Origin of the sequence: Lentisalinibacter salinarum (assembly GCF_040706555.1) — a bacterium.
Lineage (GTDB): Bacteria > Pseudomonadota > Gammaproteobacteria > Steroidobacterales > Woeseiaceae > Lentisalinibacter > Lentisalinibacter salinarum.
Genome location: NZ_JAPDRH010000001.1, coordinates 650,262 through 665,966, shown reverse-complemented (window position 1 = coordinate 665,966; position 15,705 = coordinate 650,262). Strand labels below are relative to the sequence as shown.

Here is a 15,705-nt window from a genome sequence, read left to right as displayed (position 1 = left end):
CGATGCGGCTGATTGGGCGATTGTAGGCAAGGCGCCGGCCGCCGCCAACTGGCCCGGTCACGGATCCGGGCGCTGCTCCACGGTGTGATACGGTGGACCGACACGCCCCGACTGGCGGTCCGATGAGAACGAAAAGCGTTCTGTTGTGGTTCGGCGCCCTGGCGATACTCGGTCATGTCGCGGGTATGGCCGCCGATGTCTACTCCGGATTCACGCCGGGTGCACGGGTGGATCTGGGCTCGGCGACGCTGCTGTCGTTCGGCGAGATCGCGCCGCTGCTTGCCGCGAATTCCCTGTCCGATGCCCGCACCGGCCACTTTCTGGCGGTGCTCTTCATTCCGCTGGGGATCTTCGGGGTGCTGCAGATCGTTGCCGCCCTTCGGCCCCGCAGGCACCCGGAAGCGCTTGGCGTGCTGCTGCTCGGTGTACTGACGGTCGCCTACGGTACGTTCTTCCACGGCAGCCTGGCCTTCGTGACCGGTGCGCTGCATGGCGACGCGACGCTGCTGCCTTACTTCAACTCGCTGAGCGAGCCCTTCGGCAGACTGCTGCTGGCGGGCAACGTGGCAGTCTCCCTGCTGTTCGTCCTTATCGTCGCGTTCCGGACCACGATTTTCCCCCGCGCTTTCGCACTCTGGAATCCGCTCGTGATCCAGCTGGGACTGCTGGTGCTCATCGCCCTCGTGCCGTACCCGCTGGACCATCTCCTGTGGCTGACGCTTTTCAACGCATCCCTCGCGCTCTGGTACCTCGGCTGCACCGTCGCGATCGCTCGAGCCGGAGCGGAAGCCGTCGAAAACGAGCCGACCCAAGGCGGCATTGACTGATCGTTGACAGGGCGGCCTGACATAACTTGTTGAATATGTTAACATTGGTATCTCTATCGGCGGTTTCGAGCGAGCCTGCCGACCATCACCGACCACTATCGGAGGTACAGAGAGATGCTTCGTTGGGCACTCGCCTTCTTCATCCTCGCCATACTTGCCGGCGTCCTCGGCTTCGGCGGCATCGCGGGGGCAGCAGCAGAGATCGCAAAGATCCTGTTCTTCATCTTTCTCGTACTACTGGTCGTTAGTGCCATCGCTCATGCGGTGCGTGGACGGCCACCCGTCTAGTTCCGATACAAGGGGAACCTAATCGGGCTGAGCCACCTTGCGTTATTGGTTCACCCGGTAACCGCTTATCTGCTTTCCGCGGACGCAGCGGCCTGCCGATCAGCGGCGGGCGCGACGCCGTCGATCGAGGGCATTGAATTTACGCAATGAGCATAAGGAGTAACCATGAGAGTAGTAAAAACATTGACGCGCATTTCGCTGACAGCGCTCCTCGCGGGCATGTTCGCGGTCGGTATCTCGGCCTGCGAGGAGGACAAGGGTCCGGCAGAGAAGGCCGGTGAGAGGGTCGACGAGGCCATCGAGGAGACCGGCGACACCATGGAAGAAGCTGCCGAAGAGGCTGGCGACGAACTGGAAGAAGCGGCGGACCGCGTGGAAGAGAAGACTGACTCAGGAGGTTACTGATGAGTGCACAAGAATTTGAAGGCCAGTGGAAAAAACTCAAAGGCAAGGTCAAGCAACGGTGGGGCAAGCTCACCGATGACGACGTCGATCGCATCACCGGCAAGAAGGATGAGCTGGTCGGCGCGCTCCAGAAGCGCTACGGCGAGTCAAAGGAGTGGGCGGAAGACCAGGTCAAGAAGTGGCAGAAAGAGTGGAAAGACTGAAGCGGTCTTCGGCCGGCCCCTGCCCTGCCCGCGGCATTTACTGAGGCCGACTTACGGAATCCCGTATTGAAGGCCGGCCCGACTCGGCTATCCTCACCCGGGTTATCGGGTGCGGATAGGTCCGAGGTTCTGACGTGGCGAAGACGCTGCTCCTATATTTCAGCCTGTATGGGCACACGCGCCGCATCGCCGAGCGCATCCGCGACCGCATGACGGAACTCGGCGAGCCGGTGGACGCGGTCTCTCTGCTGGAGAACCCGGACGTGGACCCCACGCAGTACGATCGCATCATCCTCGGCGCGTGCATCCGCAACGGCAAGCACAAGCCGCCGGTGTGGGACTTCATCCGCAAGTACCAGTCACTGCTGGAGGAACGGCCCAGCGCCTTCTTCTCGGTGAACCTGGTGGCCCGCAAGCCGGAGAAGAACACGCCGGAGACGAACCCGTACATGAAGCAGTTCGTGGAGAAGAGCCCCTGGCAGCCGGATCTCCTCGGCGTGTTCGCGGGTGATCTCGACTACCAGCGCTACGGCGCCATGGACCGCAACATCATCCGCTTCATCATGTGGATCACCAAGGGACCGACGGATCCGCAGACGAAGGAGCAGTACACGGACTGGGCCGTGGTGGACCGCTTCGCCGAGCAGGCCGCCGCCCTCGGCAAGGCCGAGGCCGCCTGATCAGCCTCGCCGCCCTTGCGCCGCGTCCTCGACAGACTCGCCGACAACCAGCACCTGGTGGTGCTGCTCGTCTCGCTGTGGCTGGTGCTGACGAGCCCCTGGATCTCGATGCGCAAGGGCATCCCGGAGTCCGCCGGCTTCCTGGACTGGGCCCACATCACGCTCGGCCTGGTGCTGGTGCCGCTGGGCCTCGCCTATTTCGCCACCAACACGCTGGGCGGGCGCTGGCGTGAGTATTTCCCCTGGCTGGCCGGGGATTTTGCCGGCCTGAAGAAGGACCTCGCCGGCATCCCGAAGGGCCGGCTGCCCCAGCCGGGCGGCGCCGGGCTATTCTCGCTGATCGAGGGCCTGGTGCTGGTGCTGCTGGTGGCCACCGCGCTCACGGGGCTCGGCTGGTTCCTGCTGGAAGGCTCGCGGGCCGCGATGGCCTGGCGGGACTGGCATATCGTGGCCGCGGACGCCCTGGTGGTGGGCATGATCGTGCATGCCATCGCCGCCTCGCTGCACCTGCTGGAGTTCCTGCTGGAGTAGCGCTTGCCGGGGCTTGCCGGCCCGTGACGGTGCGCCGGTATCGGCCGGTCTACGGCGGGCAGACGGCCTGCGCGCCGGTGGCCAGGCTATCGACGCCCAGGGCGTCGGCGAAGGCGTCCGCCTCCTGGTCTGCGTCGAGCCGTACGTCCACCCAGTAGACCGTGGCTTCCCGGGTCTGGGGCACCACCTCGGCATCCAGTCCCAGCTCGGCGGCCTGCTGTTGCAGCCGCTCGGCGCGTTCCTGGTCGCTGAACAGCCCCAGCGAGATGGTGCGCTCGCCGTCGTCTTCGGGCATGGGGTAGGCGTCCTCGAAGCCCGCCTCCTGCAATACGGCCACCTGCCGGTTGGCCTCTTCCCGGCTCGGGATGTTGCGGATCTGTACCCAGTGGCCCAGGAAGACGTCCTCGGTGACGGTGCGCAGGTCCGCCTCGCCGGCCAGATCGCGCACGCGGGCCAGCACGTCCTCGCCGGTCTCGGCGGCCTCGAAGGGACCCACGCTTACGCAGACCGCGGCCGGAGCGGCGGCCGGGGGTTCCTCGGGAGTGTCGTCCGGGGTCTGCGCAATCGGCTGGTCGGCCGGAAAGTCGGTGTCCGGGGCCGCGTCGGCGGGCGGGAGGATGGGTTTGCCGGGTCCGCCGGCGTCGCGGGACGGCTCGGGCGCCAGTTCCAGCGTGGGCCCGACGTCGGATGCCCTGAACCGGGTGGCGCCCTCGGACGGCGGCTCCGCCAGCCACTGGTTCCAGGCGAAGAAGATGACGTTGGCCAGCGCGAGCAGGAGTACGAGGTTTCTCATTCCGCCCCCGCCAGCGCCGCCAGGCCCTCGAGCACGAGGTCGGGCCGGTTCTCCACCGTGTAGTGCCACTGGCGCTGGATGCGCCGCGCATCGCCGCCCGTCAGCAGGATGCGCGGCAGCTGATCGATGCCCTCGAGCACCCGGCAGGACCGTTCCATGGCGCCGCAGATGGCCGCCAGCGCGCCGCTGCGCACGGCCTGGTCGGTGGTGCGGCCGAACAGGTTCTCCGGTTCCGGGTCGTCAGCGCCGGCGCCGTCGGTGCCGATGCCGCTGGTGGAAGTGTCGAGCACCCGGCCCATGAGCGTGAGGCCGGGCAGGATGAGGCCCCCCAGGTGTTTGCCGGAGGAATCGATGGCATCGAGGGTGGTGGCGGTGCCGGCGTCCACCACCAGCAGCGCCTCGTCCGGATAGCGCTGCCAGGCGCCCACGCAGGCCGCCCAGCGGTCCACGCCCAGTCGGGCGGGTTCGTCGTAGCCGTTGGTGAGGCCGCAGGCCTCGGCGCGGCTGGTGGCGAAGTCGATGTCGATGCCGGCCTTCTCGTCGATGGCCCGGGAGAGATCTGCGGCCACCCGCCGGCCGGCCACGTTGGCCGCGATGACGCGTTCGATTTCGCCGGGCAGGGTGTCCAGCACCGCGGCATAGTTGTCCGACTCGCATTCCTTGTGGGTGCGATAGCCGGCGCCGGCCACCTCGCCGGAGGCCGTGAGTACGCCCCACTTGAGGCGGGTATTGCCGATGTCGAAGAGTACGGTGGTCATCAGTTTCCGGTGCCCGGGGCGGGACGGCGGCAGCGCAGGATATCACCGGCGATGATACGCCGCTGCCCGTCCGGCGTATCCACCAGCAGCGCGCCGCCGGCGTCGATGCCGGCGGCCACGCCGCGCGCCTCGCCGTCGGCATCGCGCACCGTCACCTCGCTGCCGCTGAGCCAGTCGCGGCGCTGCCAGCGCTCGGCGAAGGGCGCGAAGCCTTCGGCCTCGTAGGCGTCGAAAGCGGCCTGCAGCGAGTCGATCAGCGCCGCCGCCAGCCGATTGCGCGCGGGCAGCGGGTCCAGCACTTCGGCGAGCGCCGCGGGACCGCGGCCCCAGCCGATGTCGCCCGGCGGCGCGAACCCCGCCGGCAGCGAGACGTTGATGCCGATGCCCACCACCACGTGCATGGCGGCGCCGGCGCGGCCGGCGATCTCGGAGAGGATGCCGCCCAGCTTGCCGTCGAGCAGCACCAGGTCGTTGGGCCACTTCAGGCGGATGTCGTCCGCCCCGAACGACTCCAGCGCCTCGGCGGCGGCGGTGCCGCAGGCCAGCGTCAGGGCGGAGATGCCGTCGGCGGGCACGGTGACCGCGCGGGCCACGGACAGGCACAGGCCGTGCCCCGGCGGGATGTCCCACTGGCGGCCCCGCCGGCCGCGGCCCTTCGACTGGTAGTCGGCGACGGCGGCGGCCAGGCGCCCTGCGGCGGGCGGCGTCTGCCCGGCCAGCCAGTCGTTGGTGGAGTCGATGGTGTCGAAGACGTCCAGGTGCTCGAGCCAGGCCCGGCTGCCGCCGGGCAGGGCGTCACGGATGCCTTCCTCGTTGAGGGGATCGGGGGTCGTCATGCAGGTTCAGGCTTTCGGGCCGGAGCGCGGTCGGAAGATCATCAGCCGTTCGTTGCGGTTCTCGTTGCCGGCCCGCATGCGCGCGATGTTGGAGCGATGGGTCCAGAGCATGAACAGCGCGGCGATCAGCGCGAACAGCACGAACGGACGACCGGCCGGCCCCGGGCTGGTGGCGATCATCAGCGCCGCGCTCCAGGCGGTGATCATGGTGGCGAGCCCCACGTAGCCGCTGAGCACGATGACGCCGAGCCAGATGAGGATCAGCGGCAGCAGGAGCGCGGGCGCGAGCACGCCGAAGGCCCCCACCAGCGTCGCCGCGCCCTTGCCGCCGCGGAACCGGTGCCAGACGGGGTAGACGTGGCCCACGACCGCCGCGGCGGCACAGGATAGAGTGAGCCAGTGGCGGTTCACGGCGGCGTCGATGCCGACGCCCGGGATATCCAGCCCCGGTATGACGCCGGCGGCCAGCACGCCCTTGCCCACGTCCACCACGACCACGCCGAGGGCGAACAGCTTGCCCTGGGTGCGCAGCGCGTTGGTGCCGCCCACGTTGCCGCTGCCCACGGTGGCGAGATCCACGCCGCCCTTGAGCCGGCCCATGAGCACGCCGCCCATGATCGAGCCCAGGAAGTAGGCGATAAGTACCTTCAGTCCGAGTTCCAGCATACGAGTGATCTGGTGTGCGGCCCGCGGCATCGGGCCTGGTGGAATTGTATCACCCGCCCCCGGCCGGCTGCGGCTCGCGGCGCGGTCGGGAGCCCATGAAGATGGCCGCCAGCGCAATGGCGGCGCCGGTCATCTCGGTGGCGCTCACCACCCGGCCGAACAGCAGGATCTCCCACACGTAGGAGAGCAGCGGCTGCAGCAGCAGCGAGATGCCCACCACGGCCGTGGACACGCGGGACAGGCTGCCGGCGATCAGCAGCCAGCCCAGCACGTGGGAGAGCACGCCGTAGCACACCAGCCAGCCGGCATCCGCGGCGCTGGGCACGGCGAAGGACTCGCCCTCCGCCAGTACCATGCCGCCGAGTACGGCGGCGCACACCAGCGACATCACCGCAATCTCCGCCCGCGGCAGCACGTGGCCGCTCTCCGCCTGGGCGCGGCGCAGCGACAGGAGATAACCGGTGTAGCTCGCCGCGGTTGCCAGCCCGAAGACGACGCCCAGCCGGTACTCCGGGCTCAGCACGCTCCAGTCCACGCCCACCACCAGCGCGAGGCCCACCATGGCGACGGGGATGGCGATCAGCTGCCAGACGCTCGCCCGCTGGCCCAGGAAGATGATGCCCACGGCGGTCATGGCGAAGACCTGGAAATTCGCCAGCAGCGTCGAGAGTCCGGGCCCCACGTAGAGCACGCTGCGGTGCCAGAACCAGAGATCCAGCGCAAAGAACACGGCCGCGGAGACGATGGCGACGAAGGCGACCCGGTTGAAGCGGAAGCTGCGCCCGGTGGCGGCGATGAACACGGTGAGCGCGATGCCGCCGATCAGCATGCGGTAGAACGCGCTCGCCGTCGGCGCCACGTCCACCAGCGCCACCCACACCGGCGAGAAGCTGATCAGCGTCGCGCCCAGGAAGATGCGGGCTCGGGGCGGTATCAGCGGCATCGGGCGGGCTCTCTCTGACGGGTGGGCTGCATGAAGTCCCCTGGCGGAATGCGTGGCGGCAGCACGAGGGCTGGCATTCTAAAGAGCGGCGGCAGGCGCGGCTATCGCCCGACGCCGCCCAGTGGCGAAGTCTTGTATTTAGATATTTCTCGAAATATCATCACGGCATGAAGCAACAGTCCGTCTTCAAGGCCCTCGCCGACCCCACCCGCCGCACCATCCTGCGGCGGCTGCGCAAGGGCTCGCAGACGGCGGGCGAACTGGCCGAGGCCTTCCCCATCACGCGGGCGTCGCTGTCGCACCACTTCGGCATCCTGAAGGCTGCCGACCTGGTGCGCACGGAACGCCGCGGCCAGCACATCGTCTATTCCCTGAACGCCTCGGTGATGGAGGAGGTGGCCGCGCTGTTCATGGACCTGTTCGGGTCGGAGGGCGGCCCGGATGGAAACGACGGCGACAACGACAAGGAGGCCGAACCCTCATGACCCAACGCCTGGCCGACTGGCTCAGCATCCTGTTCATCGCGTTCTCGTTCGTATTCGCGGCGGTGATGTACCCGTCCCTGCCCGAGCTGATCCCCACCCACTGGAACGCGGCGGGCGACGTCGACAGCTACACGTCCAAGCCCTGGGGCGCGTTCGTTCTGCCCGCCATCGCCTGGCTGGTGTTCGTGCTCATGAAGCTGATCCCGGTGATCTCGCCGAAGGGCTTCCGCACGGATCAGTTCATCGAGGTGGTGCGGCTGTTCCAGGTGGTGCTCGTGGCCTTCATGGCCGTGCTGACCGTGGCGACGCTGCTCTATGCGGCCGGCTACCAGATCGCCATGCCCCGCGTCGTGACGGGCGCGCTGGGCGTGCTGTTCGTGATCCTCGGCAATTACCTGGGGAAGGTGCGCAAGAACTTCTTCATCGGCATCCGCACGCCCTGGACGCTGGCGAGCAGCGAGGTGTGGGCGCGGACCCATCGGCTCGCGGCCTGGCTGTTCACGCTGGCCGGCATCGCCGCCCTCATGAGCGCCCTGTATCTGCCGGACCCGCGGGTGGTCGTGGCGACTGCGCTCATCGCCGGCTTCGTGCCGGTGATCTATTCCTTCCTGCTGTACCGGCGGCTGGAGGGATTCGAGCCGGAGGACGAGGACGAAGACGCCGCCTGAGCGGGCTCAGCGTCCCAGCCAGTCCTGCCGCCGCGCCAGCACGGCGCCGTCCGCCCGCTCGTCCAGGGTCAGGTAGCAGGTGTCCGCCGGCGCCTCCGCCAGCGTGATGGGGAAGGTAAGCAGTTCGTCCTGGCGGAATACCGTCAGCTCCGCCGTGTCGCCGGCACGGTAGCCGCGCAGCAGCACCGGCATCGACGAGGGCGTGGCGCGCAGCCCGTCCAGGGCCACCAGTTCGTCGCCGGCGGCCGCCCCGGCGCGCTGCAGCGGGCCGTCCGCCAGCACCACGGCCAGCCGCGTGCGATCGCCTTCGGTCGACATGCGGCCGCCGAGCCAGGGCAGCGGCTGGGGATTGTTCTGCAGCGGCTTGCCGCCCGCGTCGCCGGCGCCGGTCGCCTTGCGCAGGTGATAGCCCACCCCCATCGCGGCCAGCAGTTCGTCCAGCGGCGGATCCCCGGTGCCGCGCACGTAGCGCTCGAAAAAGTCGCCGAGGTCGAGGCCGCTCAGCTCCTCGGCAACGGACTCGAGCGCCCGCTCCGGCATGCCGACGCCGGTCTCCCCGTAGCGTCGCCAGCATTCGCGCATGACCACGTCCAGGTTGCATCCGCCGGTCTCGGCGCGCAGTTTCAGGTCGAGGGCGAGGGCCACCAGCGAGCCCTTGCTGTAGTAGCTGATGATGCTGTTCGGGCCGTTCTCGTCCTGCTTGTACAGCTTCGTCCAGGCGTCGAAGCTCGACTCCTCGATGCTCTGCAGGCGCCGGCCCGGCGTGCGCAGCACCTTGGTGATGGTCTGGCCCAGCAGCTCCAGGTAGCCCGCGGCGTCTATGAGCCCCGAGCGCACCAGCGCCAGGTCGTCGTAGTAGGAGGTGATGCCCTCGAACACCCAGAGCAGGCCGGTGTGCGACTCGGCCGTGAGGTCGTACGGGGTGAAGGCCGCCGGCTTCATGCGCTTGACGTTCCACAGGTGGAAGTACTCGTGGCTGACCAGGCCGAGGAAGCGCCGGTAGCCTTCGCCCACCCGCTCCTCGCCCGCCCGCGGCAGGTCGGAGCGCTTGCACACCAGGCTGGACGACCAGCGGTGTTCCAGGCCGCCGTAGCCGTCGCTCATGCAGTAGAGCAGGAAGACGTAGCGGTCCAGGTCTTCCGGCGCGCCGAGCAGGCGGTGGTGCTCCGCGCACGCGCGCTCCATGTCCCGGCACAACCGCTCCATATCGAACCGGCGGGCGCCGCGCACGGCGATGGCGTGAGGGATGCCGTTCACTTCGAACTCGCCGATGGTGAGATCGCCGATCTCGAAGGGATGGTCGATGAGTTCGTCGTAGGAGTCCGCCGCGAAGGTGCCGTAGCCCCTGTCCTCCCCGCTCACCCGGCGCATGGCCGTGGCCAGCCGCCAGTCGTCGCCGACGCCGTTCGGCGGCGGGCGCACCTCGAGGCGTACCTGCCGGTCCTCCCGACCCTCCGCGGCCAGGAACACGCAGGGGCCGTTGAAGTAGGCGTGGGTGTTGTCGAGATGGGCGCCGCGCACGGACAGATCCCAGGCGTATACGAGGGTGGTCACGGTCAGCGCGCCGCGGCAGGGCACGGCCCGCCAGGTGGTCTTGTCCACCTTCTCCAGCGCCACGGGCCGGTCTTCCGCCTCCGCCTCGATGGCGATGATGTGGCGGGCATAGTCGCGGATCATGTAGCTGCCCGGTATCCACGCCGGCAGCGAGAACACCTGTCCCGCCGGGTCCGGGTCGGCGACGGTCACGGTCGACCGGAAGAGATGGGCGCCGGGCTCGGCCGGCGTGATCGTATAGCGGACGGGCTCGGAGGCGGCCTCGGTCATGGGATCTCCTGGTGGTTCTCGTCTCAGCGGCGGCGGGGCTCGGAGAGTTTCAGCGTCAGGCACTTGGCCGAGCCGCCGGCCTTCAGGAACTCGGACAGATCGATCTCGTTCACCTGGAAGCCGAGGCGCATGAGCCGGGCCTTCAGCGGATTCGACGCCTTGTGCACGAAGATCTGGTCATCCACGTTCACCGCGTTGCAGGCGAAGTGACCGGCATCCAGCGTGTCGGCGACGATGCGCTTGTGGTCCGGCACACGGGTCTCGATGGCCACCCGGGAGTCGTAGTCGAAGGCCGGCGGGTGGTAGAGCAGGAAGCCCTCGCTGAGCGGACAGAGGCAGGTGTCGATGTGATAGAAGCGCGAGTCGGTGAGGCGGATGGACACCAGCTCACGGTCGAAGAAGCGGTCGATGTGCTCGTGGGCCTCGATCTCGGTGCGGAATCCGTAGCCGGTCCACAGCCACGGCCCGCCACGGTCCAGCAGGCAGTCGCCGGCGCCCTCGAAGCCGATGTCCTCGGGCAGGTCGTAGAGCTCGTAGCCGTGGTCGCGGAACCAGCGCTTGAAGTGGGGCTCCTCCGGCCGGCGCTCCTTCGGCATGAAGTGACTGGCGATGGCCTTCTCGCCGAAGACCACGCCCGCATTGGCGGTGAACACCATGTCCGGCAGCCCGGGCTGGGGCTCCATCACCTCGATGTCGGCGTGCTCGGAGAGCGCGTCGCGCAGGTTCTCCCACTGTTGCCGCGCCTTCTCGGGGTCCAGCGCCCCCTCGTTGCCGGCCATCCAGGGGTTGATGACGTAGTCCACCGTGAAGTAGTCCGGCGGACACATGAGTATGCGGTCGCGTGTCTTGCTCATAAGGCCTCGGTTTCGCGTCAGCGCCGCGGCAGGTGGACGGCGGCCAGCATGCAGCGTGCGCTGCCGCCGGCGCTCGTCTCGATGTGATCCAGCGGCGCGCTCACGATGCGCGCGTAATCCTCGATGGCGGCCAGCTGCTCCGCGGTGAGGCTGCGGCGGGCCTGTTCCGACATGACGAGGAGCCGGTCGCCTTCCCGGCTGCGCAATTCGAGCATGTTACCGGCAAACGCCATGACCTGCGCGAGGGAGAGCTCGAGCACCGTGCGATCGCCCTCCGCGAGTGCGGCGAGCAGCGCTTCGCGCTGCTCCGGGTCCCGCACGGACTCGGCGCAGACCGCGGCCATGCCCTCGCCCACCCACATCATGACGTTGGTGTGGTAGATGGGTTCGCCGTCGGCGTCCACGGCCTCGAAGCTCAGTACCTCGTAACGGAGCCTGCGGGCGAACTCGGCCAGCGGGCCGGCGTGGGTGCGCGACGACAGGCAGGCGTAGGCCCGGTGCCGGGAGCGGTCCAGCACCAGACTGCCGGTGCCCTCCAGGAAGTGGCCGGCGTCCTCGTGACGGCTGAGATCGATCACCTGGTCCACCCGGTAACCGAGCTCCCGGTCGAATGCCTCCACCACGTCCCGGCGCCGCTCCGGCCGCCGGTTCGGCGCCTCCATGGGATACACCACGGCCGTGCCGTCGGAGTGGAAGGTCACCCAGTTGTTCGGAAACACGGAGTCCGGCGTGTGCGGCTCCGGCGTGTCGTCGAAGACGTGCACGGCCACGCCGGCGTCCTCCAGCGCGGCACGCAGTCCTTCGAACTCGGCCAGCGCCCGCTCCTGCGCCGTGTCCGCCGGCGCCACGGGCGCCTCGGCCTGGAACTTGTTCGACTCCGCGGTCAGCGGATTGGTCTGGAAACGGACCGGCCGGATCATCAGGACCGCGTCCGCCGACTGCGCTTCACTCACGATGCACTCTCCCCACCCGGCGCCCCGCGGTGCCCTGGTGCTATGCTCGCCCCTCGAGGCCGCTCAGATTGCCTGCCGCACACGGGCATGACAACAGTGATACGACTCGCCATGAAAAGAATACTGCTCTCCCCCGGCCCCGTCCTGCTGATCTGGCTCGGGGTCGTCATCGGCATCTCGTTCATCGAGGCGCCGGTGAAGTTCACGGCGCCCACCCTCACCCGCCCCGTCGCCTTCGACGTGGGCCGGGTGGTGTTCACGGCCCTGAACCGCACGGAGCTCGTGCTGTTGGCGCTGACGGTGGTGCTGGGTCTCGTCGCCGAGCGGCGCAAGCTGTTCTGGATCGCCGCCGCGGTACTCGCGGCGATGCTGGCGGCCCAGACCCTGTGGCTGCTGCCGGAACTCGTGACCCGTTCCGAGATGGTCATCGCCGGCAGCGAACCGCCGCCGTCCGCCGCGCACGGCGTCTACGCGGCCATCGAGGTCACCAAGGCGCTGCTGCTGGCCTGGCTGGGCGTCTATGCGCTGGCCGGGGCCTCAGGCGCCGCGCCCCCGCGCGCCCCGGGCGGCTGAGCGGACTCAGACCTTGGTGCCGGGCCGGGCCGAGACGGCCTCGTGCCAGCGGCGCAGATTGTCGGCACCCTCGGGCAGCGGCAGCTTGATCCAGCCGGCGAAATCCACGGTGACGAGCGCGGTGATGTCGGCCACGGTGAAGACGTCGCCGGCCACGAATTCCCGACCTGCGAGTTCCTCGTCGAGGCGGCTGAAGAACAGCTCCGCCCGGCGCCGCCCGCGCGGCACCAGCTCGGCGATCTGCTCGAAACCCTCGGGGCCGGTCAGCGCCCGGCCCGCGAATCCCCGGGAACGGTTGCGAAAGGCCTCGGCAATCGCGCTCAGGCCCTGGGCCTCCACCTTCGCGTTCCACTGGGTGACCAGCGCCCGCTCCCGGTCGTCGCGCCCCATCAGCGGCGGATCCGGGTAGACGGACTCCAGGTACTGGCAGATGGCGAACGACTCGGTGAGCATCGTGCCGTCGTCCAGCTCCAGCGCGGGCACCGTGCAATCCGGATTGATGGCGCGGAACTCGTCGCGCAGGTGTTCGCCGGCGCCCAGATCCACCTGCACCGTCGGCAGCTCGATGCCCTTCTCGGCCATATAGATCCGCACCCGCCGGGGGCTCGGCGCCGACTGGCAATCGTAGAATTTCATGTGCTCTCTCCCCTCGTCTCGCTGGCCCCAGGCCAGTACTATTGCCGGGAACACCCGGTACCTCGTGGCGCGCATTATGGCGCCGCCCCGGGTCCGACCTCCAGCAATGCCCGGCACGGGCCGGCCGACAACGACCCGACAACGACTGAAGGGAAGCCGCCGCCCATGAACCGGTCCGCAACGGACGATTACGACTCCGCCGCCGTCGACGGCGGCGACGAGCGCCCCGCCGAACCGGGCGCGCGGCGGGCGCTGCGCGAGGCCGAGGAACGCTGGCAGCGGCTCTACGACAACGTCCCCGCCGGGCTGTTCGAGCTGGACGCTCGCGGCCACATCACCCGCATGAACCCGGCGGTGCGCGCGATGCTGGGCGACGCCGACCCGGCCGCCCTGCAGCGCCGTCTGGCGGAGGGCCGCGTGTTCCGCCATCGTCGCCAGCTGCTCGCCTGGCTGCGGGCGCTGACCCGGGGCGAGACCGTGCGCGGCATGGAACTCGCACTCACCCGCGTGGACGGCGGCACGGTGCACGTGATGGCGGCCTGTGCCCCGGTGCGCGACGCCCGGGACATGCTGCGGGGCTACGAGGGCATGTTCACCGACATCACGGAGATGAAGGCGCTGCAGCAGCAGTTCGTGCTGGCGCAGAAGATGGAGGCCGTGGGCCAGCTCACCGGCGGGATTGCTCACGATTTCAACAATCTGCTCTCCGTCATCAACGGCAACCTCTACCTGGCCGAGCAGAAACTGGGGGCGGAACATCCGCTCGCCGAGTTGCTCGCGGCCACGCGCACGGCGGCGCGGCAGGGCGCCGACCTCACCCGCAGCCTGCTCGCGTTTGCCCGCCGCGAGACGGCCGAGCCCGAGCGCATCGACCTGAACGAACGCATCGGCGCGCTGCGTCCGCTGCTCGAGCGGGCGCTGGAAAGCGGCATCGAACTCAGGATCGTCCCGGCCGGGAGGCCGGCGCCGGTGTGGCTGGATGCGGCCGGCTTCGAGAGCGCGCTGCTGAACCTCGCCATCAACGCGCGGGACGCCATGCCCGACGGCGGTGTGTTCTCCCTCACCGTCGCGGCGGACGGCAACGAGACCGGCGGCGGCGGCAGTCACGGACCGCCGGGCTGGCTGGTCACCGTGGCCGACAACGGCACGGGCATGAGCGAGGAGGTACGCAGCCGCGCGTTCGAGCCCTTCTTCACCACGAAGCCCGAGGGCAGCGGCCTGGGGCTCGCCATGGTCCAGCGCTTCGCCGGGGGTGCCGGCGGACGCCTGACCCTGGACAGCCGGCCCGGCGAGGGCACCACGTTCCGGCTCTGGCTGCCCGCCGCCGACTGAGCCCACAGATCCGCGAGAATCCCCGAAAATGCGACATCGGTCCGGTCCGGCCGACCGGTGTGTGTCCATAATCCCATCTTTAGCCCCACCGGATTATGGCAAAGCACGGCCGCAGCGCCGGCCTGAGAGAGAGGCAAGAGACAGGGACGATGGAGCCGACAGGCAAGCAACAGCCCAACCGTCTTCTGATCGTCGACGACGAGGACCAGATCTGCGCCGTTGTGGCGGCCGTGGCCGAAGAAGTCGGCTTCGCGGTGGCGGCGTGCGGTTCGGCGGACGAGTTCCGGCGCCTGTACGCCGAGGTGGACCCCACCGTGATAGTGCTGGATCTCACCATCCGCGGCGGCGACGGGGTGGAACTCATGCGCTTCCTGGCCGAACAGGAGTCTCGCGCCGGCGTCGTGCTGATGAGCGGTGCCGAGATGCGCACGCTCTCCGCCGCCGAGCGGGTGGGTGCCGCCAGCGGGCTGACCATGCTGGCCTCCATCCAGAAGCCCTTCGAGCCCGAGCCCTTCCGCGAGACGCTCAGAAACGCCCGCGGGGCTACCGAACCGATTACCGCCGACGCCATCCGCGACGGCCTCGCGGCCGGCGAGTTCACCGCCCACTACCTGCCGATCGCCCAGCACAAGACGGACGGCAGCTGGCGCATCGCCTCGGTGGAGGCCCTGGTGCGCTGGAAACACCCCCAGCGCCAGGAGATCGTCTACCCCAGCGAGTTCATGCAGATCGCCGAGCACGCCGGTCTCGCCACCCACATCACCGACTTCGTGCTGCAGCGCTCCGTGGAACAGGCGCGGGTCTGGCACCAGAGCGGCGTGCAGATCGGCGTGGCCGTGAACTTCAACGTGGGGCTGCTCGCCGATCTGGAGGTGCCGGACCGCCTCGAACTCCTGATGCGCGAGTACGAACTGGACCCCCGCTACCTCACGCTGGAGTTCACCGAGATCGCGCCGCTGGAAGAGCCGCGCATGATGATCGACATCATGACGCGCCTCAGGCTGAAGGGCTTCCGCCTCTCGCTCGACGACTTCGGCACCGGCTATTCCTCCTTCACCCAGCTCACCCGCATGCCCTTCAACGAGGTCAAGCTCGACCGCTCGCTGATGGAAGACGTGCCCGGACGGCCGGAATCCGAGACCATCCTGCGGGCGCTGGTGCAGCTGGGGCAGACGCTGGGCATCACGGTCTGCGCCGAGGGCATCGACCGGGAAGACCTGCTGCTGTTCCTGAAAGACCTCGGCTGCAACCGGCTGCAGGGCCACCTCATCTCCCGCGCCCTGTCCTCCGCCGAAATGCAGGAGTTCTACCGTCGCTGGAACGGCGAGAGCCTGGCTGCCTGATAGGCAGGCGTCCCGACACACAATCTCGGTCCGTAATCCGGGCCCATGAACTCCGCCAGCGCTGCAAGTCCCGCCCGACTGTGGTGGAATACGTGGGTTGGGGACAA

At 68.9% G+C, this 15,705-nt stretch carries 20 protein-coding genes; 11 read left to right on the top strand and 9 right to left on the bottom strand.

What is annotated here, in order from left to right; genetic code table 11:
• Positions 1–143 precede the first annotated feature (143 nt).
• The 6 genes from ACJMKZ_RS02875 to ACJMKZ_RS02850 all read left to right on the top strand — a co-directional run bounded on the left by ACJMKZ_RS02875 (position 144) and on the right by ACJMKZ_RS02850 (position 2,934).
• Complete coding sequence (locus ACJMKZ_RS02875) at positions 144–827, top strand: hypothetical protein (protein WP_405231686.1); 684 nt, start codon at positions 144–146, stop codon at positions 825–827.
• A 114-nt stretch (positions 828–941) separates the two neighbouring features.
• Positions 942–1,115 carry a DUF1328 domain-containing protein gene (locus ACJMKZ_RS02870; protein ID WP_405231685.1) on the top strand — a complete coding sequence of 58 codons (174 nt, stop codon included), beginning with the start codon at positions 942–944 and terminating at the stop codon, positions 1,113–1,115.
• A 165-nt stretch (positions 1,116–1,280) separates the two neighbouring features.
• The gene (locus tag ACJMKZ_RS02865) at positions 1,281–1,520 is read left to right on the top strand and encodes a hypothetical protein (protein ID WP_405231684.1); all 240 of its coding nucleotides are present in this window, start codon (positions 1,281–1,283) and stop codon (positions 1,518–1,520) included.
• Positions 1,520–1,723, top strand: coding sequence for a CsbD family protein (locus ACJMKZ_RS02860; protein ID WP_405231683.1), 204 nt, complete (start codon positions 1,520–1,522; stop codon positions 1,721–1,723). Before ACJMKZ_RS02865 ends, ACJMKZ_RS02860 begins: the two co-directional genes overlap by 1 nt.
• A gap of 134 nt (positions 1,724–1,857) precedes the next feature.
• Positions 1,858–2,403 carry a menaquinone-dependent protoporphyrinogen IX dehydrogenase gene (gene hemG, locus ACJMKZ_RS02855; RefSeq protein WP_405231682.1) on the top strand — a complete coding sequence of 182 codons (546 nt, stop codon included), beginning with the start codon at positions 1,858–1,860 and terminating at the stop codon, positions 2,401–2,403.
• A gap of 15 nt (positions 2,404–2,418) precedes the next feature.
• Positions 2,419–2,934, top strand: a complete 516-nt coding sequence (locus ACJMKZ_RS02850; RefSeq protein ID WP_405231681.1) for a cytochrome b/b6 domain-containing protein — start codon at positions 2,419–2,421, stop codon at positions 2,932–2,934.
• 49 nt (positions 2,935–2,983) lie between these two features.
• On the opposite strand, the gene ACJMKZ_RS02845 is transcribed toward ACJMKZ_RS02850, so the two are convergent.
• Genes ACJMKZ_RS02845 through ACJMKZ_RS02825 form a run of 5 tightly spaced genes read right to left on the bottom strand, consistent with a single transcriptional unit; the run spans position 2,984 to position 6,930 of the window.
• Positions 2,984–3,727 (bottom strand): SPOR domain-containing protein, encoded by a 744-nt coding sequence (locus ACJMKZ_RS02845; RefSeq protein WP_405231680.1) that lies wholly within the window; start codon positions 3,725–3,727, stop codon positions 2,984–2,986.
• Complete coding sequence (locus ACJMKZ_RS02840) at positions 3,724–4,485, bottom strand: type III pantothenate kinase (protein WP_405231679.1); 762 nt, start codon at positions 4,483–4,485, stop codon at positions 3,724–3,726. Before ACJMKZ_RS02840 ends, ACJMKZ_RS02845 begins: the two co-directional genes overlap by 4 nt.
• Positions 4,485–5,321, bottom strand: a complete 837-nt coding sequence (locus ACJMKZ_RS02835) for a biotin--[acetyl-CoA-carboxylase] ligase (RefSeq protein ID WP_405231678.1) — start codon at positions 5,319–5,321, stop codon at positions 4,485–4,487. The genes ACJMKZ_RS02840 and ACJMKZ_RS02835 overlap by 1 nt, the downstream gene beginning before the upstream one ends.
• 6 nt (positions 5,322–5,327) lie before the next feature.
• The gene (locus tag ACJMKZ_RS02830; RefSeq protein ID WP_405231677.1) at positions 5,328–5,987 is read right to left on the bottom strand and encodes a glycerol-3-phosphate acyltransferase; all 660 of its coding nucleotides are present in this window, start codon (positions 5,985–5,987) and stop codon (positions 5,328–5,330) included.
• A gap of 49 nt (positions 5,988–6,036) precedes the next feature.
• Entirely contained in the window at positions 6,037–6,930 is an 894-nt protein-coding gene (locus ACJMKZ_RS02825; RefSeq protein ID WP_405231676.1) for a DMT family transporter, read from the bottom strand.
• Between the two features lie 167 nt (positions 6,931–7,097).
• Here ACJMKZ_RS02825 and ACJMKZ_RS02820 point away from each other — a divergent pair, with 167 nt between their 5' ends.
• Both ACJMKZ_RS02820 and ACJMKZ_RS02815 read left to right on the top strand, forming a co-directional pair.
• Complete coding sequence (locus ACJMKZ_RS02820; RefSeq protein ID WP_405231675.1) at positions 7,098–7,415, top strand: autorepressor SdpR family transcription factor; 318 nt, start codon at positions 7,098–7,100, stop codon at positions 7,413–7,415.
• Positions 7,412–8,083 carry an SdpI family protein gene (locus ACJMKZ_RS02815; protein ID WP_405231674.1) on the top strand — a complete coding sequence of 224 codons (672 nt, stop codon included), beginning with the start codon at positions 7,412–7,414 and terminating at the stop codon, positions 8,081–8,083. Before ACJMKZ_RS02820 ends, ACJMKZ_RS02815 begins: the two co-directional genes overlap by 4 nt.
• 6 nt (positions 8,084–8,089) lie before the next feature.
• Here the strand turns inward: ACJMKZ_RS02815 and ACJMKZ_RS02810 are convergent, their stop codons facing one another.
• Genes ACJMKZ_RS02810 through ctlX form a run of 3 tightly spaced genes read right to left on the bottom strand, consistent with a single transcriptional unit; the run spans position 8,090 to position 11,714 of the window.
• Positions 8,090–9,907 (bottom strand): M61 family metallopeptidase, encoded by a 1,818-nt coding sequence (locus ACJMKZ_RS02810; RefSeq protein WP_405231673.1) that lies wholly within the window; start codon positions 9,905–9,907, stop codon positions 8,090–8,092.
• 23 nt (positions 9,908–9,930) lie between these two features.
• Positions 9,931–10,761: a dimethylarginine dimethylaminohydrolase family protein gene (locus ACJMKZ_RS02805; protein WP_405231672.1), complete on the bottom strand. Its 831-nt coding sequence runs from the start codon at positions 10,759–10,761 to the stop codon at positions 9,931–9,933.
• A gap of 17 nt (positions 10,762–10,778) precedes the next feature.
• Positions 10,779–11,714 (bottom strand): citrulline utilization hydrolase CtlX, encoded by a 936-nt coding sequence (gene ctlX, locus ACJMKZ_RS02800; protein ID WP_405231671.1) that lies wholly within the window; start codon positions 11,712–11,714, stop codon positions 10,779–10,781.
• 111 nt (positions 11,715–11,825) lie between these two features.
• Between ctlX and ACJMKZ_RS02795 the strand changes: the two genes are divergently transcribed.
• The gene (locus tag ACJMKZ_RS02795; protein ID WP_405231670.1) at positions 11,826–12,287 is read left to right on the top strand and encodes a DUF4149 domain-containing protein; all 462 of its coding nucleotides are present in this window, start codon (positions 11,826–11,828) and stop codon (positions 12,285–12,287) included.
• A 6-nt stretch (positions 12,288–12,293) separates the two neighbouring features.
• Here ACJMKZ_RS02795 and ACJMKZ_RS02790 read toward each other — a convergent pair whose 3' ends face one another.
• Positions 12,294–12,923 (bottom strand): glutathione S-transferase family protein, encoded by a 630-nt coding sequence (locus ACJMKZ_RS02790; RefSeq protein WP_405231669.1) that lies wholly within the window; start codon positions 12,921–12,923, stop codon positions 12,294–12,296.
• A gap of 165 nt (positions 12,924–13,088) precedes the next feature.
• Here ACJMKZ_RS02790 and ACJMKZ_RS02785 point away from each other — a divergent pair, with 165 nt between their 5' ends.
• Positions 13,089–14,255: a two-component system sensor histidine kinase NtrB gene (locus tag ACJMKZ_RS02785; RefSeq protein WP_405231668.1), complete on the top strand. Its 1,167-nt coding sequence runs from the start codon at positions 13,089–13,091 to the stop codon at positions 14,253–14,255.
• A gap of 149 nt (positions 14,256–14,404) precedes the next feature.
• Positions 14,405–15,598 (top strand): EAL domain-containing response regulator, encoded by a 1,194-nt coding sequence (locus tag ACJMKZ_RS02780; RefSeq protein WP_405231667.1) that lies wholly within the window; start codon positions 14,405–14,407, stop codon positions 15,596–15,598.
• The last annotated feature ends 107 nt before the right edge of the window (positions 15,599–15,705 follow it).

What these genes read in the sequence shown, in the direction of transcription:
- ACJMKZ_RS02870 (WP_405231685.1), top strand. Translation starts at nt 942, where the DNA reads ATGCTTCGTTGGGCACTCGCCTTCTTCATCCTCGCCATACTTGCCGGC.
- ACJMKZ_RS02865 (WP_405231684.1), top strand. Translation starts at nt 1,281, where the DNA reads ATGAGAGTAGTAAAAACATTGACGCGCATTTCGCTGACAGCGCTCCTC.
- ACJMKZ_RS02860 (WP_405231683.1), top strand. Translation starts at nt 1,520, where the DNA reads ATGAGTGCACAAGAATTTGAAGGCCAGTGGAAAAAACTCAAAGGCAAG.
- ACJMKZ_RS02845 (WP_405231680.1), bottom strand. Translation starts at nt 3,727, where the DNA reads ATGAGAAACCTCGTACTCCTGCTCGCGCTGGCCAACGTCATCTTCTTC.
- ACJMKZ_RS02840 (WP_405231679.1), bottom strand. Translation starts at nt 4,485, where the DNA reads ATGACCACCGTACTCTTCGACATCGGCAATACCCGCCTCAAGTGGGGC.
- ACJMKZ_RS02835 (WP_405231678.1), bottom strand. Translation starts at nt 5,321, where the DNA reads ATGACGACCCCCGATCCCCTCAACGAGGAAGGCATCCGTGACGCCCTG.
- ACJMKZ_RS02830 (WP_405231677.1), bottom strand. Translation starts at nt 5,987, where the DNA reads ATGCTGGAACTCGGACTGAAGGTACTTATCGCCTACTTCCTGGGCTCG.
- ACJMKZ_RS02825 (WP_405231676.1), bottom strand. Translation starts at nt 6,930, where the DNA reads ATGCCGCTGATACCGCCCCGAGCCCGCATCTTCCTGGGCGCGACGCTG.
- ACJMKZ_RS02820 (WP_405231675.1), top strand. Translation starts at nt 7,098, where the DNA reads ATGAAGCAACAGTCCGTCTTCAAGGCCCTCGCCGACCCCACCCGCCGC.
- ACJMKZ_RS02815 (WP_405231674.1), top strand. Translation starts at nt 7,412, where the DNA reads ATGACCCAACGCCTGGCCGACTGGCTCAGCATCCTGTTCATCGCGTTC.
- ACJMKZ_RS02810 (WP_405231673.1), bottom strand. Translation starts at nt 9,907, where the DNA reads ATGACCGAGGCCGCCTCCGAGCCCGTCCGCTATACGATCACGCCGGCC.
- ACJMKZ_RS02805 (WP_405231672.1), bottom strand. Translation starts at nt 10,761, where the DNA reads ATGAGCAAGACACGCGACCGCATACTCATGTGTCCGCCGGACTACTTC.
- ACJMKZ_RS02795 (WP_405231670.1), top strand. Translation starts at nt 11,826, where the DNA reads ATGAAAAGAATACTGCTCTCCCCCGGCCCCGTCCTGCTGATCTGGCTC.
- ACJMKZ_RS02790 (WP_405231669.1), bottom strand. Translation starts at nt 12,923, where the DNA reads ATGAAATTCTACGATTGCCAGTCGGCGCCGAGCCCCCGGCGGGTGCGG.
- ACJMKZ_RS02785 (WP_405231668.1), top strand. Translation starts at nt 13,089, where the DNA reads ATGAACCGGTCCGCAACGGACGATTACGACTCCGCCGCCGTCGACGGC.
- ACJMKZ_RS02780 (WP_405231667.1), top strand. Translation starts at nt 14,405, where the DNA reads ATGGAGCCGACAGGCAAGCAACAGCCCAACCGTCTTCTGATCGTCGAC.